Origin of the sequence: Actinacidiphila epipremni (genome assembly GCF_012034175.1) — a bacterium.
GTDB lineage: Bacteria > Actinomycetota > Actinomycetes > Streptomycetales > Streptomycetaceae > Actinacidiphila > Actinacidiphila epipremni.
Window position 1 is genome coordinate 380,285 of the sequence record NZ_JAATEJ010000001.1, and the last position, 22,966, is coordinate 403,250.

General features: G+C 74.1%; 15 protein-coding genes and 2 tRNA genes. 15 read left to right on the top strand and 2 right to left on the bottom strand.

Translation table 11 applies throughout. The annotated features are described in order from the left end of the window. Window positions 1-56: 56 nt before the first annotated feature. The 3 genes from rsfS (at window position 57) to HCN08_RS01520 (ending at window position 1,356) form a co-directional block, all read left to right on the top strand. Entirely contained in the window at window positions 57-494 is a 438-nt protein-coding gene (rsfS, locus tag HCN08_RS01510; protein ID WP_167980954.1) for a ribosome silencing factor, read from the top strand. Continuing rightward, window positions 491-1,144 carry a histidine phosphatase family protein gene (locus tag HCN08_RS01515; RefSeq protein WP_240969705.1) on the top strand — a complete coding sequence of 218 codons (654 nt, stop codon included), beginning with the start codon at window positions 491-493 and terminating at the stop codon, window positions 1,142-1,144. Before rsfS ends, HCN08_RS01515 begins: the two co-directional genes overlap by 4 nt. A gap of 139 nt (window positions 1,145-1,283) precedes the next feature. After that, window positions 1,284-1,356, top strand: a tRNA-Ala gene (locus HCN08_RS01520). On the opposite strand, the gene HCN08_RS01525 is transcribed toward HCN08_RS01520, so the two are convergent. Further along, a complete protein-coding gene (locus tag HCN08_RS01525; RefSeq protein ID WP_167980956.1) occupies window positions 1,338-2,393 on the bottom strand; it encodes a helix-turn-helix transcriptional regulator in 1,056 nt (351 codons plus the stop codon). The genes HCN08_RS01520 and HCN08_RS01525 overlap by 19 nt on opposite strands. A 101-nt stretch (window positions 2,394-2,494) precedes the next feature. On the opposite strand from HCN08_RS01525, the gene HCN08_RS01530 reads away from it, so the two are divergent. After that, the gene (locus HCN08_RS01530; RefSeq protein WP_206318184.1) at window positions 2,495-4,036 is read left to right on the top strand and encodes an MFS transporter; all 1,542 of its coding nucleotides are present in this window, start codon (window positions 2,495-2,497) and stop codon (window positions 4,034-4,036) included. A 98-nt stretch (window positions 4,037-4,134) separates the two neighbouring features. Here HCN08_RS01530 and HCN08_RS01535 read toward each other — a convergent pair whose 3' ends face one another. After that, the gene (locus HCN08_RS01535; RefSeq protein WP_167980957.1) at window positions 4,135-5,208 is read right to left on the bottom strand and encodes an alkene reductase; all 1,074 of its coding nucleotides are present in this window, start codon (window positions 5,206-5,208) and stop codon (window positions 4,135-4,137) included. 191 nt (window positions 5,209-5,399) lie between these two features. On the opposite strand from HCN08_RS01535, the gene HCN08_RS01540 reads away from it, so the two are divergent. The 11 genes from HCN08_RS01540 to HCN08_RS01590 all read left to right on the top strand — a co-directional run bounded on the left by HCN08_RS01540 (window position 5,400) and on the right by HCN08_RS01590 (window position 22,952). Next, window positions 5,400-5,472 (top strand) — tRNA-Ala (locus HCN08_RS01540). A 564-nt stretch (window positions 5,473-6,036) separates the two neighbouring features. Continuing rightward, window positions 6,037-7,998, top strand: coding sequence for a S53 family peptidase (locus tag HCN08_RS01545; protein WP_167980958.1), 1,962 nt, complete (start codon window positions 6,037-6,039; stop codon window positions 7,996-7,998). Window positions 7,999-8,310: 312 nt separating this feature from the next. Then, window positions 8,311-11,196 (top strand): leucine--tRNA ligase, encoded by a 2,886-nt coding sequence (gene leuS / locus HCN08_RS01550; RefSeq protein WP_167980959.1) that lies wholly within the window; start codon window positions 8,311-8,313, stop codon window positions 11,194-11,196. A gap of 144 nt (window positions 11,197-11,340) precedes the next feature. Further along, window positions 11,341-11,919, top strand: a complete 579-nt coding sequence (locus tag HCN08_RS01555) for a hypothetical protein (RefSeq protein ID WP_167980960.1) — start codon at window positions 11,341-11,343, stop codon at window positions 11,917-11,919. 333 nt (window positions 11,920-12,252) lie between these two features. Continuing rightward, window positions 12,253-13,098: a DegV family protein gene (locus tag HCN08_RS01560; protein WP_167980961.1), complete on the top strand. Its 846-nt coding sequence runs from the start codon at window positions 12,253-12,255 to the stop codon at window positions 13,096-13,098. Between the two features lie 1,731 nt (window positions 13,099-14,829). Beyond that, a complete protein-coding gene (locus HCN08_RS01565) occupies window positions 14,830-15,783 on the top strand; it encodes a ComEA family DNA-binding protein (RefSeq protein ID WP_322974168.1) in 954 nt (317 codons plus the stop codon). Window positions 15,784-16,154: 371 nt separating this feature from the next. After that, entirely contained in the window at window positions 16,155-18,788 is a 2,634-nt protein-coding gene (locus tag HCN08_RS01570) for a ComEC/Rec2 family competence protein (RefSeq protein ID WP_167980962.1), read from the top strand. Between the two features lie 198 nt (window positions 18,789-18,986). Next, on the top strand, window positions 18,987-19,673 hold the full coding sequence (locus HCN08_RS01575; protein ID WP_240969658.1) for a winged helix-turn-helix domain-containing protein: 687 nt from the start codon (window positions 18,987-18,989) through the stop codon (window positions 19,671-19,673). Then, window positions 19,670-20,968 (top strand): MFS transporter, encoded by a 1,299-nt coding sequence (locus tag HCN08_RS01580; protein ID WP_167980964.1) that lies wholly within the window; start codon window positions 19,670-19,672, stop codon window positions 20,966-20,968. The genes HCN08_RS01575 and HCN08_RS01580 overlap by 4 nt, the downstream gene beginning before the upstream one ends. Window positions 20,969-21,031: 63 nt before the next feature. Next, complete coding sequence (locus HCN08_RS01585; protein ID WP_167980965.1) at window positions 21,032-21,517, top strand: GNAT family N-acetyltransferase; 486 nt, start codon at window positions 21,032-21,034, stop codon at window positions 21,515-21,517. A gap of 355 nt (window positions 21,518-21,872) precedes the next feature. Continuing rightward, the gene (locus tag HCN08_RS01590; protein ID WP_407648644.1) at window positions 21,873-22,952 is read left to right on the top strand and encodes a glycoside hydrolase family 11 protein; all 1,080 of its coding nucleotides are present in this window, start codon (window positions 21,873-21,875) and stop codon (window positions 22,950-22,952) included. The last annotated feature ends 14 nt before the right edge of the window (window positions 22,953-22,966 follow it).

The following is a 22,966-nucleotide window of genomic DNA, read 5'->3' on the forward strand; positions in this document are numbered from 1 at the left end:
GTCGGAGGGTCGTGAGACCCTGGAAGCAGTTCAGCCCCCGACCGAAAGCCGTATCCGTGACCGCGACCGACCGCTCCATCGAGCTCACCCGCGCCGCCGCCCAGGCCGCCGCCGACAAGCTCGCGCACGACATCATCGCCTACGACGTCAGCGACGTGCTGTCGATCACCGACACCTTCCTGGTGGCCTCGGCGCCCAACGACCGGCAGGTCCGGGCGATCGTCGACGCGATCGAGGAGAAGCTGCTCAAGGAGCTCGACGTCAAGCCGGTCCGCCGGGAGGGCGAGCGGGAGGGCCGCTGGGTGCTGCTCGACTACGTCGACATCGTGGTGCATGTCCAGCACGCGGAGGAGCGGGTCTTCTACGCGCTGGAGCGGCTGTGGAAGGACTGCCCCGAGGTGCCGCTGCCCGAGGACGCGGTCGCGACCCGCGGCAAGGGCCGCGAGCAGGCGGCGGCCGAGGAGGCCGCGCGGGAGAACGGAGCGCAGAGCTGAGTGCGGACGGCAGCGGCCGGGGCCGCAGGATCGTGCTGTGGCGGCACGGCCAGACCGAGTGGAACCTGGAGCGCCGCTTCCAGGGCAACACCGACATCGGCCTGACCGGGACCGGTGTGGCCCAGGCCCGCCGGGCCGCCCGGCTGCTCGCCGCCCTCCGGCCCGACGCGATCATCTCCTCGGACCTGCGCCGGGCCGCCGCGACCGCCGCGGAGCTGTCGGCGCTCACCGGCCTGCCTGTCACGCACCACAAGGCCCTCCAGGAGACGTACGCCGGCCACTGGCAGGGCCTGACGCACGACGAGATCCTGGCGGCGTACGGCGAGCAGTATGCGGCGTGGAAGCGTGGCGAGCCGGTGCGCCGGGGCGGCGGCGAGCTGGAGACCGAGGTCGCCGACCGGGCCGCCCCGGTCGTGCTGGCCGCGGCGGACGACCTCGCGGACGGCGGGGTGCTCGTCGTGGTCAGCCACGGCGGCACGATCCGCACCACCATCGGCCGCCTGCTGGGCCTGGAGCCCACGACGTGGGAGTCGCTGGGCGGGCTGTCCAACTGCTGCTGGTCCGTCCTCGGCGAGGGCGCCCGCGGCTGGCGCCTGACCGAGCACAACGCGGGGACTCTGCCCGAGCCGGTCCTGGGCGACGACACGTAGCGCCGCCGCGGGCCGGGCGGGGGTGTGGGCGCGGCTATGGGGCCGTGGGCTGGGCCGGGGGCTGGGCCGGGGGCGCGATTTCGTTTCCGGTCCACCGAGCGGCTATGCTTCTCACGTCGTCAGGGCGCACCTGGCGCACGGGGCTGTAGCTCAGTTGGTAGAGCGCTTGCATGGCATGCAAGAGGTCCGGGGTTCAATTCCCCGTAGCTCCACGCGTGAGAGAGCGAGGCATGTCCGCGGAAGACGCGGACGGGTCTCGCTCTTTGCTTTTCCGCGAGGCGTCGCCCCCCTCGCGGTCGGCGAGGATGACGGACAGCTTGCGGCCGTGCTCGGAGCAGCCCACCACCGGGTCGGTGAAGCTCCGCAGCGTCTCGATACGGCGCCGGTCCTCCTCGCTCACCGGCGTGTAGACGACGTAGCGGTGCTCGGCCATCCCGTCGATGCTCAGCGACATCGACGACAGCGTCACCACGCCCACCGCCTGGTGCTGGAAGGTCTTGATCCGCTTGCCGGGCGCGGCCACGTCACCGCTCGCCCACAGCTGCGCGAAGGTCGCGCTGGACTCGACCATCAGTTGGATGAAGGACTCCCACGCCGGCTCGCCCACATGCCGCCCGTAGCTCCTGCGCACCTGCGCGACCATCCACGGCAGCTCGTCCGCGCTGTTGACGAAGGTCTGGCAGCACGCGGGCACGGTGAAGAGCTTGTAGAGCACATTGCGCTCCCAGCGCTCCACGATCGACGTCATCGGCCACATCGCGCGGTACGTCGCGTTGGTGGCGCGTACGTCGTAGCGGGCGTTGTAGATCGCGGCGGGCAGCGGATCCAGGGCGTCCAGGATGCCTTGCGTCTCCTCGCCCACGGTGTCGGTGTCGGCCTCCGGCTCGCGCACGAAGGGGATGCCGGCCAGCCGGTACAGATGCTCGCGCTCGGTGGCGTCCAGCAGCAGCACCCGCGCCACCGCGTCCAGCACCTGCACGCTGGCGTTGATCGGCCGCCCCTGCTCCAGCCAGGTGTACCAGGTCACCCCGACACCGGCGAGCTGCGCGACCTCCTCGCGGCGCAGCCCCGGCGTGCGGCGGCGCAGGCCCGGCGGCATGCCGACGTCCTCGGGCGTCACCCTGGCCCGGCGGCTGCGCAGGAAGGCGGCCAGCTCGGTGCGCCGCGCGGCGCCCGTGCGCCCGGCGGCGGGCCGGCCGGCGTCCGGGTCGGCGGCGGGGGTACGGGGCACTGCCGGTGACTGGGGCATACCGTCATCGTCCCCGGCGCGGGCGGCGCCTGCCAGGTGCTGGCAGTACCAGGATCACGGGGCTCTCGTTACCGGTACCGCGGCGGCGTGAGGGTCGGCGTATGACACATCCCGCACCGAACGGCGCGCCCGCGACCGGCGCCGTACGCACCGCCCCCGGCAGCACCGCGCACAGCTCCACGACGAACCCGGCCCGTACCGCCACGAGCGACGGGGCGGGGCAGGCGGGCCGGGCCGGGCCGCCGCCCGGGCTGCTGCTCGGCACCATCCTGATGGGCCAGTTCATGGCCCTCCTCGACGTCTTCATCGTCAACGTCGCCGCGCCCACCATGCGCGCCGACCTGCACGCCTCGGGCGCGCAGCTGCAACTGGTCATCGCCGGCTACAGCATCAGCTACTCCGTGCTGCTGATCACCGGCGCCCGGCTCGGCGGCCTGCTCGGCAACCGGCGGCTCTTCCTCGCCGGGCTCGCGCTGTTCACCGCCGCCTCGCTCGCGTGCGGCCTGGCGCAGAACACCGGGGAGCTGATCGGCTTCCGCTTCGTGCAGGGCGCCGGCTCCGCGCTGATGATCCCGCAGGTGCTGACCCTCATCCAGCTCAACTTCCGCGGCGAGGCCAGGACCCGGGCGATGAGCGTGTACGCGGCGGTGCTGTCCTCGGGCGCCGCGCTCGGCCAGACCCTCGGCGGGGTGCTGGTCAGCGCCGACCTGTTCGGCACCGGCTGGCGGCCGGTGTTCCTGGTCAACGTGCCGATCGGGGTGGCGATGCTGATCGTCGCGCCGCGCATCCTCCCGGCCGACGCCCCGCGCGACCGCGGCTCCCAGCGCGGCCTGGACCTGCCCGGCCTGGTCGTGCTGGCCGCCGCCGTGACGCTGTTCACCGTGCCGCTGGTGCTGGGGCAGGAGGAGGGCTGGCCGGTGTGGTGCTGGGTGTGCCTGGGCCTGAGCGCGCTGCTGTTCGCGGGGTTCGCGGTGCTGGAGTCGCGGCTCGCCCGGCGCGGCGGTGCGCCGCTGGTGTCGGTACGGGTGCTGCGGGCGCCGGGCACGCTGCGGGCGGCGCTGGTCATCACGGCGACGATGGGCTCCAACGCGGGCTTCCTGTTCGCCGTCGCCCTGCACCTGCAGTCCGGGCTCGGCTTCAGCGCGCTGCGCACCGGCCTGACCTTCGCGGTGGCCGCGGTCACCTTCGGCGGCATCGGCCTGAACTGGAGCCGGCTGCCGCTGACGTGGCGGCCGTGGCTGGCCGGCGCGGGCCTCGTCGTCGCCGCGGTGTCGTTCGCGGGCCTGGGCCTGGCGCTGCACGGCGGCGGGGACGGCGGGGCGGCGCTCTACGTGTGCCTGGCGACGCTGGGCCTGGGCCTCGGGCTGGGCTTCAGCCCCACCCTGACCCTCGCGCTGTCCACGATCGCCCCGCAGGACGCGCCGGACGCGAGCGGCCTGCTGGCCACCGTCACGCAGCTGGCCCAGCTCGTCGGCGTCGCGACCATCGGCACGCTCTACCTCAACCGGCTGACCGGCGCCGGCGCGCACGCCTCGGCGCGCGCGTACGGCGTGACGTCCGTGGCGATGACCGCGGTGTGCGTGGCGGGCGCCGCGGTGGCCCTCACCCGGCCCCGCCGCCGTACCGCCCGTACCGCGGGCTGACCGGCCGTCCGCGCCGGGCGCGTCCCACGGGGGAGCGCCCGGCGCGGCGTACGCGTGCGGTGCCCGGCGGCCGGTCACGGGGGCCGGGCCGGGCGGGCTCAGGCGCCGAGCGGCGGGTAGTCGGTGTAGCCGCGGTCGCCGCCGCCGTAGTACGTCGCCCGGTCCGCGTCGTTGAAGGGGCCGCCCGCGCGCAGCCGCGCCGGCAGGTCCGGGTTGGCCAGGAAGAGCGTGCCGTACGCGACCATGTCGGCGGTGCCGTCCTCGACCAGGGCCAGCTCGCCGGGGCCCGCGTGGCCGCCGCCCGCCGAGCGCGGGTTGAGGATCAGCACACCGGGGAAGCGCTTGCGCAGCTCCAGCGTCAGGGTCCGCTCGCAGCTCTCGACCAGGTGCAGGTAGCCGGGGCCGATCGGCTCCAGCGCCCGCAGCAGCGCGGTGTAGGCCGGCTCCGGGTCGGGCTCGTCGATGTCGCCGAGCCGGTTGCCCGGCGAGATGCGCAGGCCCGTGCGCTCCGGCCCGATCGCGTCGGCGACCGCCCGGACCAGCTCCGCGGCGAACCGCGCCCGCCGCTCGGGGGTGCCGCCCCAGGCGTCGGTGCGGACGTTGGAGTTGGGCGCGAGGAACTGGTGGGCGAGATAGCCGTTGGCGGCGTGCACCTCGACCCCGTCGAAGCCGGCGGCGACCGCGTTGCGCGCGGCGGCGGCGTGCTCGTCCAGGACCCGCGCGATGCCGTCCTCGTCCAGCTCGGCCGGCTCCTCGAACTCCTGCGGGCCCGCGGCGGTGTAGATGGTGCCCTGGGGCGTGACGGCCGACGCGCTCACCGTGCGCAGTCCCTCGGGCAGCAGCGAGCGGTGGCCGATCCGCCCGGTGTGCATGAGCTGGGCGACGATCCGCCCGCCGGCCTCGTGCACCGCGTCGGTCACCCGCCGCCATCCGGCGACCTGCTCGGCGCTGTGCAGCCCCGGCGTGTCCGGATACCCCTGGCCGCCCACCGACGGCTGCGTGCCCTCGGTGACGATCAGCCCGGCGGAGGCGCGCTGCGCGTAATACGCCGCGGTGCTCGCGGTCGGGCTGAGCCCCGGGCCGTACGCCCGGCTGCGGGTCATCGGGGCCATCACGATCCGGTTGGGCAGCCGCCTGCCGCCCAGGTCGATCGGGTCGAAAGCAGTGGTCACAGCGCTCCCTCACCCCTGGAGTCCTCATCGGCCGCACCACCGTAACCCGCGGACCACCGTCCAATTGTTGACACTTCATGAACATCCCCGCGGCCCCGCGGGTGCCTGCGGCGCGGAAACGGATTTGCTCCCGCCGCCCACCCACCGTGTAAAGTAACCCCAGGTCGCCGGGGCAGCCCGGCCGGCCGCGAGGGGCTGTAGCTCAGTTGGTAGAGCGCTTGCATGGCATGCAAGAGGTCCGGGGTTCAATTCCCCGTAGCTCCACGGGCGAGAGGGCGAGATGTGTCCGCAGAAAGCGCGGACACATCTCGCCCTCTCCTTTTTGCCCGGCTGCGCCTCGCCTGAGCAGGGCTCCGCCACCCGCACCCCCCCGCGCGGCGGGCGCGGGTCGGGGGATTGTCGTACCGCCGGGCGTGGGACCGGGGCGGGTGGGGTGCGTGCTTCGCGGGGCGGGGCGTAGTAGGTCTAGGGGTCGTTACCGAAACGGAACCGGAGGGCCCCTGTGCGTACGGCCGAGGAACAGGGACTACGGCGGTTTCCCGCCAGGCAACCGGACGGACGGCCCGTCAGCTCGCTGGGTGACCTGGCATGACGGCTGGTCAGCGCCCCGCGGACAACGGCTTGATACGAACTCGATCTGACGGCACAGGGTCAGGTCCGGTTCCCGCAGGGACGTTTCCTTGACCTGCTCTTGGCGAAATCGTGGCCCTGGCATGAACTGATCAGCGACAGAGTGGCGCTTTGCGGTGCGGCGTGTACGCATAGCGGCGACACCGCAGAGTGCGACCAAACGCGACAACGCGACAACTCGCTTCGCATGGGGGTTACATGAGATTTGAGCGCAAAAGAACGCGTGTGGGACTGGTGGCCGCCGCCGCGCTGCCGCTGGTCGCCAGCGCGCTCGCGCTTTCGACCCAGTCCGCGTCGGCCGACCAGGCCTCGGGACGTCAACTCCTGACCGGCACCAAGCCGCAGTGGGCCACCGCCCAGGCGGACAAGGGTGCCACGGCCGACTCCGCCAAGGTGACCGTCCGGGTCTACCTCGCGGGCAAGGACGCCAAGGGCCTCGCCGCCTACGCGAAGTCCGTGTCGGACCCGAACTCCGCCGACTACGGCCACTACCTGACGGCGGCGCAGGCGCAGAAGGCCTACGGCGCGACCAAGGAGCAGGTGGCCGCGGTCACCGCGTGGCTGAAGTCGGCCGGCCTGAAGGTCACCGGCAGCAACCAGCACTACCTCACCGTCACCGGTGACGTGGCCGCCGCCGAGAAGGCGTTCGGCACCCAGCTGCACAACTACACCAAGTCGGGCCACGTCTACCGCGCGCCCACCGGCACCGCCTCCGCGCCCGCGTCCCTCAAGGGCGCGGTGCTCACCGTCACGGGCCTGGACACCGCTCCGAAGAAGTCCACCCACGACGACGAGCTGCCGCCCCCCGGCGAGGTCTTCAAGAACGCCGGGCCGTTCTCCACGTACTACGGCTCCAAGACCGCCTCGAAGTACCCGAGCGCGTACGGCAGCAAGGCGCCCTACGCGATCCAGGGCTACACCGGCGACCAGCTGCGGGCCGCGTACGGCGCCGGCAAGTACACCGGCAAGGGCGTCACTGTCGCGATCACCGACGCGTACGCCTCGCCGTACATCGCCCAGGACGCGGCGCGCTACGCCAAGGACACCGGCGGCCAGAAGTACAAGAAGGGCCAGCTCAGCCAGGTGCTGCCGAGCGACTACAACAGCACCGAGGACTGCGACGCCGGCGGCTGGTACGGCGAGGAGACGCTCGACGTCGAGGCCGTGCACGCGGTCGCGCCGGACGCCGACATCGTCTACGTCGGCGGTGCCTCCTGCTTCGACGACGACCTGCTCGACGCGCTCAACAAGGTCGTCGACAACCACCTCGCCGACATCGTCTCCAACTCCTGGGGCGACGTCGAGGCCAACGAGACGCCCGACATCGCGGCGGCCTACGACCAGGTCTTCCAGCAGGGCGCGGTCGAGGGCATCGGCTTCTACTTCTCCTCCGGCGACTCGGGCGACAACGTCGCCTCGACCGGTGTGAAGCAGGCCGACACCCCCGGCAACTCCCCGTGGGCCACCTCCGTGGGCGGCACCTCGCTCGCGGTCGGCAAGAACGACAAGTACCTGTTCGAGACCGGCTGGGGCACCCTGCGCGCCCCGCTGTCGGCCGACGGCAAGAGCTGGACCGGCTTCCCCGGCCCGTACACCTCGGGCGCCGGCGGCGGCACCAGCAAGCTCTACGACCAGCCGTACTACCAGCGCGGCGTGGTCCCGGACTCGCTGGCCCTCGCCAACGGCGGCGGCGTCAAGCAGCGCGTCGAGCCCGACATCTCCGCGGTCGCCGACCCGAACACCGGCTTCCTGGTCGGGCAGACCCAGTCGTACCCCGACGGGTCGCTGAAGTACAGCACGTACCGCATCGGCGGCACGTCGCTGGCCGCCCCGGTCATCGCCGGCGTCCAGGCGCTCGCCGAGCAGGCGCGGCACGGCATCGCCATCGGCTTCGCCAACCCGCTGATCTACTCCAAGTACGGCACGCCGGTCTACCACGACGTGACCGACCACCCGCTCGGCCAGGGCCAGGGCCTCGCGGTGGTCCGGGTGGACTACGCGAACTCGCTGGACGACTCCGACGGCACGATCGTGTCGCTGCGGACGCTCGGCGCCGACGCGTCGCTGCACGCCACGGTCGGCTACGACGACGTCACCGGCGTGGGCACGCCCGCGAAGGGGTACGTCACCTCGTCGCTGCCGCCCAAGCACAAGAAGTAGCCGCAAGAAGTAACAGCGGCACACCGTACGGCCCCGCACCTTCGCGAAGGTGCGGGGCCGTACCACGTCCGCCGCCCGCCGCCCGGCGGCCGTACCACGTACCGGGCACGTACCACGGCCGGTGGCCGCTGCGGTAATCTGATGCCATGCGACGAGCCGTGCGCCTCCTGCTTAGCGAGCCGCGCTGACCACGAACCACGTCAGTGCGGCACCCCTCCTGCGCGAGGGGCTTTTTTGTTTGCCCCGCGAGCACGCACCCGAGGCAGCAGATGGCCGTAGCAGCCGTCATGACATCGATGGAGTACCGAAACGATGAGCGAGACCACCCCGGCCGCCGAGACGGCTGCGCCGCACCGCTACACCGCCCAGCTGGCCGCCGAGATCGAGGGCCGCTGGCAGGACTTCTGGGACACCCACGGCACCTTCGCCGCGCCCAACCCCAGCGGTGACCTGGACGCCGACCCGGACCTGGCCGCACGGCCCAAGAAGTTCATCATGGACATGTTCCCGTACCCCTCGGGCGCGGGACTGCACGTCGGCCACCCGCTGGGCTACATCGCCACCGACGTCTACGCCCGCTACCAGCGCATGACCGGCCACAACGTCCTGCACACCCTGGGCTTCGACGCCTTCGGCCTGCCCGCCGAGCAGTACGCCGTCCAGACCGGCACCCACCCGCGGGTGTCCACCGAGGCCAACATCGTCACCATGCGCGCCCAGCTGCGCCGGCTGGGCCTGGGCCACGACAAGCGCCGCTCCTTCGCGACCATCGACCCCGACTACTACCGCTGGACGCAGTGGATCTTCCTGCAGATCTACGACTCCTGGTACGACAAGGCCGCCGACCGCGCCCGCCCCATCGCCGACCTGGTCGCCCAGTTCGCCGACGGCACCCGCGCCACCCCCGACGGCCGCCCCTGGGCCGAGCTGACCCCCGCCGAGCAGTCCGACGTGCTGGGCACCCACCGGCTGGCCTACGCCGCCGAGTCGCCGGTCAACTGGTGCCCGGGCCTGGGCACGGTGCTGGCCAACGAGGAGGTCACTGCCGAGGGCCGCTCCGAGCGCGGCAACTACCCGGTCTTCAAGGCCAACCTGCGCCAGTGGATGATGCGCATCACCGCCTACGCCGACCGGCTGCTGGCCGACCTGGACGCGCTGGACTGGCCCGAGGCGATCAAGCTGCAGCAGCGCAACTGGATCGGCCGCAGCGAGGGCGCCCGGGTCGACTTCCCCGTCCACACCGTCGACGGCGCCCCCGGCGAGCACGCCGTCACCGTCTTCACCACCCGCCAGGACACCCTGTTCGGCGCCACGTACATGGTGCTGGCGCCCGAGCACGACCTGGTCGACGCCATCGTCCCGGCCGGCTGGCCGGCCGGCATCCCGGAGGTGTGGACCGGCGGCCACGCCACGCCCGCCGCGGCCGTCGCCGCCTACCGCAAGCAGGCCGCCTCGAAGTCCGACGTCGAGCGGCAGGCCGAGGCCAAGGACAAGACCGGCGTCTTCACCGGCGCGTACGCCGTCAACCCGGTCACCGGCGAGCCCGTCCCCGTCTTCATCGCCGACTACGTCCTGATGGGCTACGGCACCGGCGCGATCATGGCCGTCCCCGCGCACGACAGCCGCGACTTCGCCTTCGCCCGCGCCTTCGAGCTGCCCATGCGCTGCGTCGTGCGGCCCACCGACGGCCGCGGCGAGGACCCCGCCACCTGGGACGACGCCTTCGCCTCCTACGACGCGGAGATCGTCAACTCCGCCAACGACACCGTCTCGCTGAACGGCCTGGGCGTCACCGAGGCCAAGACCGCGATCACCGCCTGGCTGACCGAGCGCGACATCGGCCACGGCACCGTCAACTACCGTCTGCGCGACTGGCTGTTCAGCCGCCAGCGGTACTGGGGCGAGCCCTTCCCGATCGTCTACGACGAGGACGGCGTCCCGCACGCCCTGCCCGATTCGATGCTGCCCGTCGAACTGCCCGAGGTCGACGACTACAGCCCGCGCACCTTCGACCCCGACGACGCCGACACCTCCCCGGAGACCCCGCTGTCGCGCAACGCGGACTGGGTCACCGTCGAGCTGGACCTGGGCGACGGCCCGCGCACGTACCGCCGCGAGACCAACACCATGCCCAACTGGGCCGGCTCCTGCTGGTACGAGCTGCGCTACCTGGACCCGTTCAACAGCCAGGCCCTGGTCGACCCGGCCGTCGAGTCGTACTGGATGGGCCCGCGCGAGGGGCAGCCGGCCGGCGGCGTGGACCTGTACGTCGGCGGCGCCGAGCACGCCGTCCTGCACCTGCTGTACGCCCGCTTCTGGCACAAGGTGCTGTACGACCTGGGCCACATCTCGTCCTTCGAGCCGTTCCACAAGCTGTACAACCAGGGCATGATCCAGGCGTACGTCTACCGCGACGCGCGCGGCATCGCCGTCCCCGCGGCCGAGGTCACCGAGGACGGCGCGGGCACGTACCACTACCAGGGCGAGAAGGTCAGCCGGCTGCTGGGCAAGATGGGCAAGTCGCTGAAGAACGCCGTCACGCCGGACGAGATCTGCGCGGAGTACGGCGCCGACACGCTGCGGCTGTACGAGATGGCGATGGGCCCGCTGGACGTCTCCCGGCCGTGGGACACCCGTGCGGTCGTCGGGCAGTACCGGCTGCTGCAGCGGCTGTGGCGCAACGTCGTCGACGAGACGACCGGCGAGGTCACCGTCTCCGACGCCGAGCCCGACGAGCAGACGCTGCGCGCCCTGCACAAGGCCATCGACGGCGTCCGCGGCGACCTGGCCGACCTGCGCTTCAACACCGCGATCGCCAAGATCACCGAGCTGAACAACCACCTGACCAAGTCCGGCGCCCCGGTGCCGCGGGCCGTGGCCGAGCAGCTGGTGCTGCTGATCGCGCCGCTGGCCCCGCACATCGCCGAGGAGCTGTGGTCCCGGCTGGGCCACCCGACGTCCGTGGCCCACGCCGACTTCCCCGTCGCCGACCCGGAGCTGGCGCAGGACCCGGCGGTGACGTGCGTCGTCCAGGTCAAGGGCAAGGTCAAGGCCCGCCTGGAGGTCCCGCCGGCCATCGCCGACGCCGACCTGGAGGCACTGGCCCTGGCCGACCCCGCCGTCGTCACGGCGCTGGGCGGGGCGGCGGTGCGCAAGGTGATCGTGCGGGCGCCGAAGCTGGTCAACATCGTGGTGTGAGCGGGCGGCCCCCTAGGGGCAGGTCCGGGGCAGGTCCGGGGGTCCATCGGGTCCCGCGGGCCTGCCCCTTGCCGTTACGGTGGAGGTGGCAGCGCACGTACCCGGCCGTACGACCGGGTGGACCGTCCGGAGTGGGAGCCGCCCGTGGAGACCGTCGGCATCATCGTGCTCCTGCTCGTCCTGGCCTTCCTGACGCTGGCCGGCGTCGTGGCGGTACGGACCGTGCGCGCGGTCAAGCGCGGGGTGGTGCGCGGCACCACGCAGGCCCGCAGGGCCGTCGAGGACGCCCAGCTCAAGGCCCGCCGCTACACCACGCCCGGCGTCGGCGGCGAGGTCGCCCAACTGCGCCTGGACCTGCGCGCGGCCATCGACAGCACCTTCGCCGCCCTCGAAGCCCGCCGCGCCGACGACCCCTCCCTCGCCGAGGCCGGCGCCCTCCTCGCCCGCCTCAACGACCACGCCCGCGCCCTCGACGGCGACCTCAAGCTCCTCGAACGCGAGCCCGACAAATCCCACGTCGCCGCCCGCCTCCCCGACCTCACCACCCGCGTCCGCCACATCACCCACTCCGCGGACTCCCTCCGCTGGGCGGCCCAGGACCGCGCCCACCACTGCGCGACGGACGACCTGGCGTCCCTGACCGACCAGATCGCCATCGAGTCCGCCGCCCTGCGCCACTGGACGCCGACGGACCCACCGAAGCTGTCGGCTCCGGGGGAGTAGGGGCTGGCGGCGCGGGGGCGGGGCGCGGGCGCGCGGCCGGTGCCTCCGCGCGGCGGGCGGGCTCGTGCCTGGGCGCCTGGGAGGGGTGCCGGCGGGTGCCCGGACCCTGGAAGTGGCGCCCGGCGGGTTCGTGCCCGGCCCCGGGGAGGGGCACCGCGTTTGTGTCCGGGCCCCTGGGCGCGGGGCCGGCGGTTTGTGCGCGGGCCGGAGGAGGGGTGCCGCGTCTGGGTCCGGGCGAAGGGTCCGGCGCGAAGGGTCCGGGCGAACCCGGCGCGGAGCGCCTCGTACGGGCCAAGCTGTCGCCTGCCGCCCACACCCCGGTAACCTCCCGACATGCCCCCGCACGTCGCCATCGTCACGGACTCCACGGCCTACCTCGGTCGTGAGGCCCTGATCCGCCACAAGATCACCGTCGTTCCCCTCACGGTGGTGATCGGCGACGAGGCTCTGGAAGAAGGCACCGAGATCTCCGCCCCCGCGGTCGCCCGAGCGCTCCAGCGCCGCCGCCCGGTGACCACCTCCCGCCCGGCCCCGCCCGAATTCTCCGCCGCCTACGAGGCGGCAGCCGCGTCCGGGGCGTCCGCGATCGTCTCCCTCCACCTGTCCGCCGACTTCTCCGGCACGTACGACGCCGCGCTCATCGCGGCGAAGGACGCGTCCGTCCCGGTGCGGGTCGTGGACACCGGCATGGTCGCGATGGCCCTCGGCTTCACCGTGCTCGCGGCAGCGCAGACCGCCGAGGCCGGCGGTACGGCCGACGAGGTGGTCGTCGCGGCGGAGAAGCGCGCGGCGGACACCTCCGCGTACTTCTACGTCGACACGCTCGACTATCTGCGCCGCGGCGGCCGTATCGGTGCCGCCCAGGCCCTCTTCGGCTCCGCCCTCGCCGTCAAGCCCCTCCTCCGCCTCGCCGACGGCCGCATCGAGCTCCTGGAGAAGGTACGCACTGCCTCGAAGGCGATCACCCGCCTGGAGGAGGTCGTCGTCGAACGCGCCGGCACTCGCGCGGTGGACCTGGCGGTCCACCACCTCGCCGCGGCGGACCGCGCGACCACCCTCGCGGACCGCCTCCGCGACCGCGTCCCGGGCCTCACGGACCTCGTCGTGAGCGAGGTCGGCGCGGTCATCGGTGCCCACGCGGGCCCAGGCCTGCTCGGCGTCGTGCTCTCCCCCCACTGACCTCCTCCGACCCACCGCGCCGCCCGGCCTACCGCGCCGCCCGGCCCGCCTGCCGCCCGCCGCGCTGCCCCGACCTGCTGCCTGGCCTGGTGCGCTGCCCGGCCCTCCGCCTGGCCCGGCTTGCTCTTGGCGTGCCTGGCTGGCCCGCCGCCCGGGGTGGCGCCGGCGCGCTGCATGGCCTGGCGCCCGAAGTGGCTCCCGCCCGTTGCCTGGCCTGGCCCGATGCCAGTCCTGCGCCTGGTCTGGCCGGCTGCCCGGCCCGTCTGGCGGCCCATCGCCAGGGATGGCGCCTGGCCCACCTTTCGCGTGCCGCCCGGCATGGCCGACCGCTTGGCCCGCCGGTGAGGTCCCGACGCCGGTTTGGGGACCCGGCCCGAGGGTTGCCAGCGTCCGGAGGCAGGTCCGCCAGGGTCGGCGCCCCGGCGCCGCACGCGGTGATTCCCCCTGGTCAGGACCACCTGAGCGAAAGTTATCCACAGGTTGCGGACCAAGATCATCGCGGTGGACGCCGCGCGGTCCACGATGATCGGTATGAACGCATCGACGCCTTCCGAGCCCAGGTTCCCCCGCCCTCGTGCCGCACTGACCCGCGAGCGCGCGGCTGCCCTCTTCCCGCACCTCACCTTCACCCCCCTGCACGAAAAGCCCCGCCCACCGGCCCCACCCCCGGACGCACCACATACCCCTGCCCCGGCGCCCCCGGTCCCTTGCGCCCTCCCGGATGCATCACATGCCCCTGCCCCGCCCCCGGCGCCCCCTGCCCTCTCGGGCGCACCGCATGCCCCCGTGCCGCCCCCGGCGTCCCCCTTCCTCCGCGTCCTCCATGGCGGCCTCGCGGTCTCCGCCCCGCCCGAGCGGAAGCCCGGCCCCTCCCGCAGCTCGACCTCCTGGCCACCGCACCACCCCTCCCTCCGCGCCCGGACCACACCCCCACCACGCCGCCCCGCGGTGTTCCCATGCCCGGACCAGCCCGTACCCCCGACCCCCGAACCGCCGCACGAGCGCCCGTCCCCACCATCGCCAACCCTCACGGTCGCCCGGCTGCCTGAGGCCCCGTCGCAGGTGATGCAGCCGAGCACGGTTGCCCCGCCGCCCGCACCACCGCCGGTGCGGTTGCCCGGCCCCGCGGCCGGTGCGCAGGCGACGCCGTCGCACGGCCTCGCGAACGTCCCCGAGTTGGCGCCGTACCTGGGGTCACCTCGTCGGCTGGCGGTGTTCCCGTGCCCGGACGAGCAGGTGCGTTCGGCGCCTGAGCCGGTACGGGAGGGTCCGGGGTCGCCGTTGCCGTTGTTGGGTGTGAGGTCCGAACCGCGGGTGATGGCGCCGAGCGCGGATGCCTCGCAGCCCGTGCCACCGCCGGCGGTGTTGCCCGGCCCTGCGGCCGGGGCGCAGGAGTTGCCGCCGCGCGGGCTCGCGGTCGCCCCTGAGCCCGTGTCGCCTCCGAGGTCACCTCGTCGGCCGGCGGTGTTCCCGTGCCCGGACGAGCAGGTGCGTTCGGGGCCGGGACCGGTACGGGAGGGTGGTCCGGAGACGCCGCTGCCGGGTGTGACGTCCGAACCGCGGGTGATGGCGACGGGCGCGGTTGTCTCGCCGCCCGTGCCACCGCCGGCGGTGTTGCCCGGTTCGCAGACCACTCCGCCGGACGGGCTCGCGGTTGTCGCCGGGGCCGCGCCGTCCCTGAGGCCACCGCGCCGGCCCGGGGTGTTCCCGCTGCCGGAGGGGTCGGTTGCCGTGCCGGTCGAAACGCCGGGCCGTTCCGCCGCGGAGGCGGCGCCGAGCTCACCGGGCGGTTCCGCTGGCTTCGCCAGGCCCGCGGCTCACGCGCAGGCTGCGCTGGCCGGTTCCGCCGCGCTGACCTCCGAGGCTGCACTGCCCGGCCTCGGCACCTATCCGGCGCGGGAATTGCTGACGTCGGCGGTCGACTCCGTGCCGGTGCGGGCCCTCAACCCATCCGGTGGCCCCAAGCGTTATCCGCCCTCCGCGGCGGAGTCCGCCGATTCGGCCTCCGCGGGGGCAGGCGACCTCGCCGTTCAACCCGCCGCCGTGGGGCGGCTGGCCGCAGCGCGCACGTGGCTGATGCTGCGATGCGGGCTGGAGCTGCGGACCGTCGTGGCGCTCACCGTCGTGCTCGTGGCGGCAACCGGTCTCGCCGTACGGCATTACGTCGCGGGCCGGCCGCACACCGTCGCCGTCCCCGCAGCCCTCCCGAGCCTCGCCCCGGCCCACTCCTCCGCCCCGCGGCCCAGCCTGACCATCGACATCGCCGGCAAGGTGGCCCACCCGGGCCTACGCAAGCTTCCGCCCGGCTCCCGCGTCGCCGACGCCTTGGCCGCCGCCGGCGGATCCCTCCCGGGCGCCGACACGACCTCCCTCAACCTCGCCCGACCCCTCACGGACGGCGAGCAACTCCTGGTGGGCCAGCCACCGCCCGCCGACACCGCCACCTCCGGCTCCGCCGGAATCGGCACCGGCACCGGCACCGGCGCGGGCGCCACACCCCTGAGCCTCAACTCCGCGACGGCGCCCCAACTGGACGCCCTCCCCGGAGTGGGCCCCGTGCTGGCCCAGCACATCATCGACTACCGGACCGAACACGGCGGCTTCACGACCCTTCAGCAACTGCGCCAAGTGCCCGGCATCGGCGACCGCAAATTCTCCAGCCTCAAGTCCTTGGTCCACCTATGAGCAGGTTCACGTCCACCCCTAAGGGGTCGCAGGAGGCGGGTGCGCGCGGCAACTCGGTGCGTGGCGGTGCCGCCTCGCGCTTGGACGCGTCGAACCCAGAGCCCCAAGCCCCTGGTCCACCCATGAGCAGGTCCACGTCCGCCTCCGAGGGGTCGCAGGCCGCGGCACGCGCCGGGGCCACCTTGCACCTGGGTGCGTCGAGCGCAGAGCCCCAAGTCCCTGGTCCACCTACGACCGGGGCCAGGCCCACCCCTGAGGGGCCGCAAAGCGTGGCGGACGCAAGCGGCAACCCGGCGCTTGCCGGGGCCACCTCGCGCCCGGGCGTATCGGACCCGCGGCCTCAAGCACCCGGCCCACCCGCGACCACGCCCATGGCCCAAGCGGCGGGCCCGGGCCGCAACCCCGTGCACGCCAAGGCCGCGTCCCGGCTGGGCGCGTCGAACCCTCGCCAGGACGGTCCGCCCGACCTGCGGCTCGTGCCGCCGGCCCTTGCCGCCTGGGCCGCGGCAGCCCTGACGCCCGCCGTCGGGGCGACGGTTCTGCTCCTGGCCACCGCAGCGGCAGCCGCGGCCCTCACCGCCACGTTCGCCCTCACCCGCACCCGAAGGAGGAAGCCCAAGCCCATTCACGCCGGCCCAGCGCCCGGCCCCGCGTCCAGCCCCGCCACCGCCCCCGCGACCGGCCTCGCGGTGACCGCCGCGGCCACCCTCCTGACGGTCGCGGCAGCCACCCTCGCCGCCGCGCTCGCGGACGCCGACCGCCACCGCGGCCCCATCCCACGCCTCGCCGCCCACCGGGCCACCGTCGAGCTCGACCTGCGGATCACCTCGGACCCCACCCTCACCCGCTCCAGAGCCCCCGCCCCGGCGTGGAAGGCATCCACGGAAGCCGCCCGCGCCGAGCCCGCCGAGCCCGCCGCCCCCGCCGGCAACGACGCAGCCCCCGGCATGGTCATCGTGCCCGCGGAAGCCCTCCAGCTCGGCAAGGAAAAGATCCGCACGCCCGTGCTCGTCCTCGCCGACGCCGACCTCCCCACCTGGCAGCACCTGCTGCCCTCAACCACCCTGCGCCTCACCGCCCGCCTGGCGCCGGCCGACCGCCCGGGGGACTCCGTCGCCGCGGTGCTGCGCCCCACGGGGGCGCCCCGCGTCATCGGGCCACCCTCCACGGCCCAGCGCGTCGCCGCCCGCTTCCGCAGCGGCCTGCGGACGGCGAGCGCCGGGCTCCCGCCGGACGCCCGCGGGCTGCTGCCCGGACTGGTGACCGGCGACACCGCCGGCCTTGAGTCCGACCTCAAGGACGCCTTCCGGGCCACGGACCTCGCGCACCTCACCTCAGTAAGTGGCGCGAACCTCACCATCGTGCTGCTCCTGCTCATCGGCCCGCCGGCCGAGGCGATCAGGGCCGAGCGCCGCGGACTGGCCGGGGCGCTGGGCATCCCGCTGCGGATCACCGCGGTGCTGGGGGCCGCGCTGACGGGCGCGTTCGTGTTGGTGTGCCGGCCGGGCCCGAGCGTGGTGCGGGCCGCCGCCTGCGGGCTGATCACGCTGCTGGCGATCGCGACCGGCCGCCGCCGCTCGCTGCTGCCCGCCCTCGCCGGCGCGGTGCTGCTCCTGGTGCTCTACGACCCACCCGTCGCCCGTTCCTACGGCTTCGCGCTCTCCGTCCTGGCCACCGGCTCCCTGCTGACGCTCGCCCCGCGCTGGAGCGCGGCCCTGCGCGCCCGCCGGGTGCCGGCGCGGCTCGCGGAGGCGCTGGCCGCGGCGGGGGCGGCGCAGGCGGCGTGCGGGCCGCTGATCGTGGTGCTGTCGGCGCGGCTCAGCCTGGTCGGCGTGCCCTGCAACCTGCTGGCGGAGCCCGCGGTCGCGCCGGCGACGGTGCTCGGCTTCTGCGCCCTCGCGGTCGCGCCCCTCACGCCCGCCGCCGCGGCAGCGCTCGCATGGGCGGCGGGCTGGCCGACGCGGTGGATCGTGACGGTGGCCCGGCATGGCGCGGCCCTGCCCTGGGCGGAGATCGGCTGGCCCGCGGGCTGGGCGGGCGCGGCCCTGCTCACGACGCTGACGGTGGCCCTCGCGGCGGGCGGCGCCCGGGCGCTGGGCGTGCTCGTGGTCCGGCCCTGGGCGGTGTGCGCGGCGGCGCTGCTCCTGCTGCTGGCGCTGGTGCGTCCGCTGCCGCTGCCGCTGCCCGGCGGGGTGACGGCCCGCTGGCCGCCGGCGCAGTGGCGGTTCGCGATGTGCGACGTCGGGCAGGGCGACGCGCTCGCGCTTTCCGCGGGGCCGGGCAGCGCGGTGGTGGTGGACACCGGCCCGGATCCGGAGCTGGCCGACCGCTGCCTGCGGCGGCTGCGGGTCACAGCGATCCCGCTGCTGGTCCTCACCCACTTCCACGCCGACCATGCGGACGGGCTGCCGGGCGTGCTGCACGGCCGCCGGGTGGGCGCGATCGAGACGACGGTGCTGGACGAGCCCGCGGGGGAGGCCGCGCGGGTACGCCGGGAGGCCGCGGCGGCGGGCGTGCCGCTGCTGCGGGCGAGCGTGGGGGAGGAGCGCACGGTGGGCCCGCTGAGCTGGCGCGTGCTGTGGCCGCCACCGACGGCCGACGCCCTCCCGGACGACGACCCGAACGACGCGAGCGTGGCCATGCTGGTCCGCACCGGCTCCCTGACCCTCCTGCTCGCGGGCGACCTGGGACCCGCAGCCCAGGAGGAGATCCTGGCGGCGGACCCGGGCCTCCCGCGGGTCGACGTGCTGAAGGTCGCCCACCATGGCAGCGCCTACCAGTCCCCGGCGTTCCTGGCCCGCCTCCACCCCCGGCTGGCCCTGGTCTCCGTGGGCCTCCACAACTCCTACGGCCACCCGTCCCCGCGCACCCTGACCGCCCTGCGCGCCCTGGGCGCGACCGTCCTGCGCACCGACACGTCCGGTTCCCTCGCCCTCACCACCACCGCCCCCACCCCCCCCGCCGGCCCACCCACCCTCCACACCTCCCTGACCGGCCCGCAATGACCCGCCCCCGCCGCGACCCACTTGGAGGTCCCATGCCCGACCCCACCACCGAGCCGACCACGCCGTGTGCCGGTATCGCGTCCGGCAGGGCGGGGGCTGGCGGATGGCTCATGAGCATCTGAGCGGGTGATCCGCTGCGGCCCGAGCTATCTAAAGAAAGCTTGCTAAAGAATCCTTTAGATAGCTACCGTGATGCGCATGGAGCAGAAGCGGCCCTTCCCGGACCAGGTGCATCTCAGTGACCCGCGGGCGTTGCGGGCGTATGCGCATCCGACGCGGATGGCGTTGGTCGGGCTGCTGCGGGTGGAGGGGCCGTTCACGGCGACGCGGGCGGCGGAGCTGACGGGGGAGTCCGTCGCCAGTTGCTCGTACCATCTGCGGATACTCGCCAAGTACGGGCTCGTGGCGGAGGCGGAGCCCGGGGCGGGTGGGCGGGAGAAGCCGTGGCGGGCGACGGCGGCGTACACGGACTGGCCGAACTACTCGGAGGACCCGGCGGTCGCCTCGGCTGCGGAGGCGCTGAGCGTCGCGGTCGCGGAGAACCAGTTCCACCGGATGATGCGGGCGCTGGAGCGGCGGCACACGCTGCCGCCGCAGTGGCAGCGGGCCGAGCGGCACTCGGACGCGATCCTCTACCTCACCCCGGAGGAGCTCGTCGCGATCGGGGAGCGGATCGACGCGGTGATCGCCGAGTACGCCGACCGCGGCCTCGACCCGACCCTCCGCCCCCAGGGCGCCCGCCGGGTCGCGTACCTCCAGGTCGCCTACGTCGCCCCCGAACAAGGCCCGGGCCAGCACCCCGCACCGGCCCCGGAAGCAGCCCCCGAACCGGCCCCCGAACCAACCCCCGCGCCGGAGGCCGGGTCGGCGGAGGGGGAGCGGTGAGCGGGGGAACCCTCGCGCGGGGGCTGAGCGCGCGGGCGCCGGTGCTGCTGCGGGAGCAGGGGTTCCGGCGGTATTGGGCCGGGCAGACGGTCTCCCTCTTCGGGGACGAGGTCACGTACCTCGCCGTACCGCTCGCCGCCGTGCTGGTCCTGCACGTGAGCGCCGCCGGCATGGGCTGGCTGCGGTTCGCCGGTCTGCTGCCGGCCCTGCTGTTCTCGCTGCCCGCCGGCGCCTGGGCGGACCGGCGCGGGCGGCGGCGGCAGACGATGATCGCCGCCGACCTCGCCCGGGCCGCCCTGATGGCGTCGCTGCCGCTGGGCTACGCGCTCGGCGTGCTGACGTTCGCGCAGCTGTGCGCGGTCGCCTTCGCGGTCGGCACGCTCGCCGTCGCGTTCGACGTCTGCAACGCCACGCTGCTGGTGTCGCTGCTGACGCGTGAGCAGTACGTCGCCGGCAACTCGCTGACCAGCGGCAGCCGGGCCTTCGCGTTCCTGGCCGGGCCGAGCGCCGGCGGGCTGCTGGTCCAGCTGCTCGCCGCACCGCTCGCGCTGCTCGCCGACGCCGCCTCGTACCTCTTCTCCGCCTGGCAGCTCGCCCGGATAGCGCCGGCCGAACCGCCCCCCGCCGAGCGCGGCGGCGGCCGGCTCACCGAGGGGCTGCGCTTCATCGGCGGCTCCCCGCTGCTGCGCTCGATGCTCGCCTGCGTCGCGACGATCAACCTCTTCAACTTCGGCTTCAGCACCCTGCTCGTCCTCTACGCGGTCGACGGGCTCGGCCTCCGCCCCGGGACGCTGGGCCTGGTCGTGGGCGCCGGCGCGGTCGGCAGCCTGCTCGGGGCGGTGGTGAGCGCCCGGATCGTGCGGGCGATCGGCATCGGGCCGGCCTTCACGCTCGGCGCGGTCGCCTTCCCCGCCCCGCTGGTGCTCGTCCCGCTGGCCGGCGGGCCGACCCCGCTCGTGCTGCTCGCCTTCTTCGCCGCCGAGTTCGGCTCCGGGCTCGGGGTGATGCTGCTGGACATCTCCGCCGGCTCGCTCCAGGCCGCGGTCATCCCCAACGCCCTGCGCTCCCGCGTCAGCGGCGCCTTCCGTACCGTCAACTACGGCGTCCGGCCGCTCGGCGCGCTCGCCGGCGGCTTCCTCGGCTCCGCGATCGGGCTGCGGCCCGCCCTGTGGCTGGTGACCGTCGCCGCGGTGCTCGGGGCGCTGTGGCTGGTGCCCTCCCCGCTGCCGCGGCTGCGCCACCTGCCCGGCCCCGCGGACGCCGCCACGGCCGGGAAGGCCCCCGCAGCCGGCTGACGGACGCCACCGCCCGCCGCACCCCGCCCCAGGTCAGAGCCGGTGCGATGGCATAATCCGGCCATGGAACCCGGCACGATACGCGGCACGTCCGCGCCCGCGCACTGGCGGCTGCGCGCGGTCACGACGGACGACATCGAGGTGATCGCCGAGCTGCGTGCCGCGGTCATGCGCCCGGACCTCGAACGCCTCGGCCGCTACGACGACCGCCGGGTACGGCAGCGGTTCCGGGACTCCTACTCCGCCCGCCACACCTCCGTGATCATGGTCGGCGGCGACCTCGCCGGCTGCGTCACGCTCCGCCCCGCGGCCGGCCTCCAGTGGCTGGAGCACTTCTACCTCGCCCCGCAGCACCAGGGCCGCGGCCTCGGCTCCGCCGTCCTCGGCACGCTGCTCGCATGGACCGACGCGCAGGGCCTCACCGTCGGCCTGAAGGTCGTCCAGGGCAGCCCGGCCCGCCGGCTCTACGAGCGGTACGGCTTCACCGTGCGCTCCGAGGACCCGATCGACGTCCTCATGACGCGCCCGCCGGCCGTTCCCGCCACCTGACACCGCCGATTATCCGGAATACCGGCGAAACTTTCAGCGCCGACTTCCGGTCATCCGGGCCTCGAACACCCGCACAGATCGCCCAATTCGGCACCGTCCTCCCCTCGATGGGCCGTGGCCAGGCAGAACACTCTGCCACGCCACCCTCCCGCAGTCGAAGCTTTCGCTAACTTCGCCGAAAGTGTTGACAGTTGACGGGGCCGGATCAACACTGTTCGCCGTTACCCGGGTCATACCGCGCGAGCCGCCGGGCGGGCCCCCGGGGTCACTCCCCACCAGCGACCAGCCCTGCCATGGGGTCATGTCGCGCTGCCCGCACACCCGCGGGCAGACCCCCACTCAGGAGGACTCACCCGTGAACCGACCTCCCGCCCCCACCCCGGCGGCCCGGCGCAGCCGGCTGCGGCTGCTGTTCAGCGGGCTCTGCGCCACCGTCCTGGTCGGCGTGGCCGCGCTGGTCATGCCGGGCACCGCGAGCGCCGACACGACCGTCAACTCCAACAGCACCGGTACCAACAACGGGTACTTCTACTCGTTCTGGAGCCAGAACAGCGGCCAGGCGTCGATGACGCTGGGCTCGGGCGGCCAGTACAGCACCACGTGGAACAACGTGACCAACTTCGTGGCCGGCAAGGGCTGGAACCCGGGCACGACCTCGCCCGTCACGTACTCCGGCTCGTGGAACTGCAACGGCAACTGCTACCTGAGCCTGTACGGCTGGACCACCAACCCGCTGATCGAGTACTACATCGTCGAGAACTACGGCAACTACAACCCCAGCTCCGGCGCCACCCGGCTGGGCTCGGTCAGCAGCGACGGCAGCACGTACGACCTGTACCGCACGCAGCGCGTCAACCAGCCCTCGATCGAGGGAACGGCGACCTTCTACCAGTACTGGGCCGTCCGCCAGGCCAAGCGCACCGGCGGCACCATCACCGTGTCCAACATCTTCAACGCCTGGTCGCAGGCCGGCCTGAACCTCGGCACCCCGAACTACGAGATCCTCGCCACCGAGGGCTACGGCTCCTCCGGCAGCTCCAACATCACCGTCGGCTCCGGCGGCGGCGGTGGCAGCACCGGCGGCACCACCGGGGGCACGAACGGCGGGACCACGGGCGGCACGAACGGCGGCACCACCGGCGGCGGCAGCACCGGCGGCTCCGGCGGCGGCAGCTGCACCGCCAACGTCAGCGCCGCGGAGAACTGGTCCGACCGCTACAACCTCAACGTCTCGGTCAGCGGCTCCAGCAACTGGACCGTGACGGCCAACGTGCCCAGCCCCGAGAAGGTCATGGCGACCTGGAACATCACCGCCAGCTACCCCAACGCGCAGACCCTGACCGCCAAGCCCAACGGCAACGGCAACAACTGGGGCCTGACGATCCAGAAGAACGGCTCCACCACCTGGCCGACCTTCTCCTGCAAGGTCGGCTGACCCAGGTCCGGCTG

Bases quoted from the DNA above. Each gene is read 5' to 3' on its own strand.
- HCN08_RS01525 (WP_167980956.1), bottom strand. From the start codon at position 2,393: ATGCCCCAGTCACCGGCAGTGCCCCGTACCCCCGCCGCCGACCCGGAC.
- HCN08_RS01530 (WP_206318184.1), top strand. From the start codon at position 2,495: ATGACACATCCCGCACCGAACGGCGCGCCCGCGACCGGCGCCGTACGC.
- HCN08_RS01545 (WP_167980958.1), top strand. From the start codon at position 6,037: ATGAGATTTGAGCGCAAAAGAACGCGTGTGGGACTGGTGGCCGCCGCC.
- leuS (WP_167980959.1), top strand. From the start codon at position 8,311: ATGAGCGAGACCACCCCGGCCGCCGAGACGGCTGCGCCGCACCGCTAC.
- HCN08_RS01560 (WP_167980961.1), top strand. From the start codon at position 12,253: ATGCCCCCGCACGTCGCCATCGTCACGGACTCCACGGCCTACCTCGGT.
- HCN08_RS01570 (WP_167980962.1), top strand. From the start codon at position 16,155: ATGGCCCAAGCGGCGGGCCCGGGCCGCAACCCCGTGCACGCCAAGGCC.
- HCN08_RS01575 (WP_240969658.1), top strand. From the start codon at position 18,987: ATGGAGCAGAAGCGGCCCTTCCCGGACCAGGTGCATCTCAGTGACCCG.
- HCN08_RS01585 (WP_167980965.1), top strand. From the start codon at position 21,032: ATGGAACCCGGCACGATACGCGGCACGTCCGCGCCCGCGCACTGGCGG.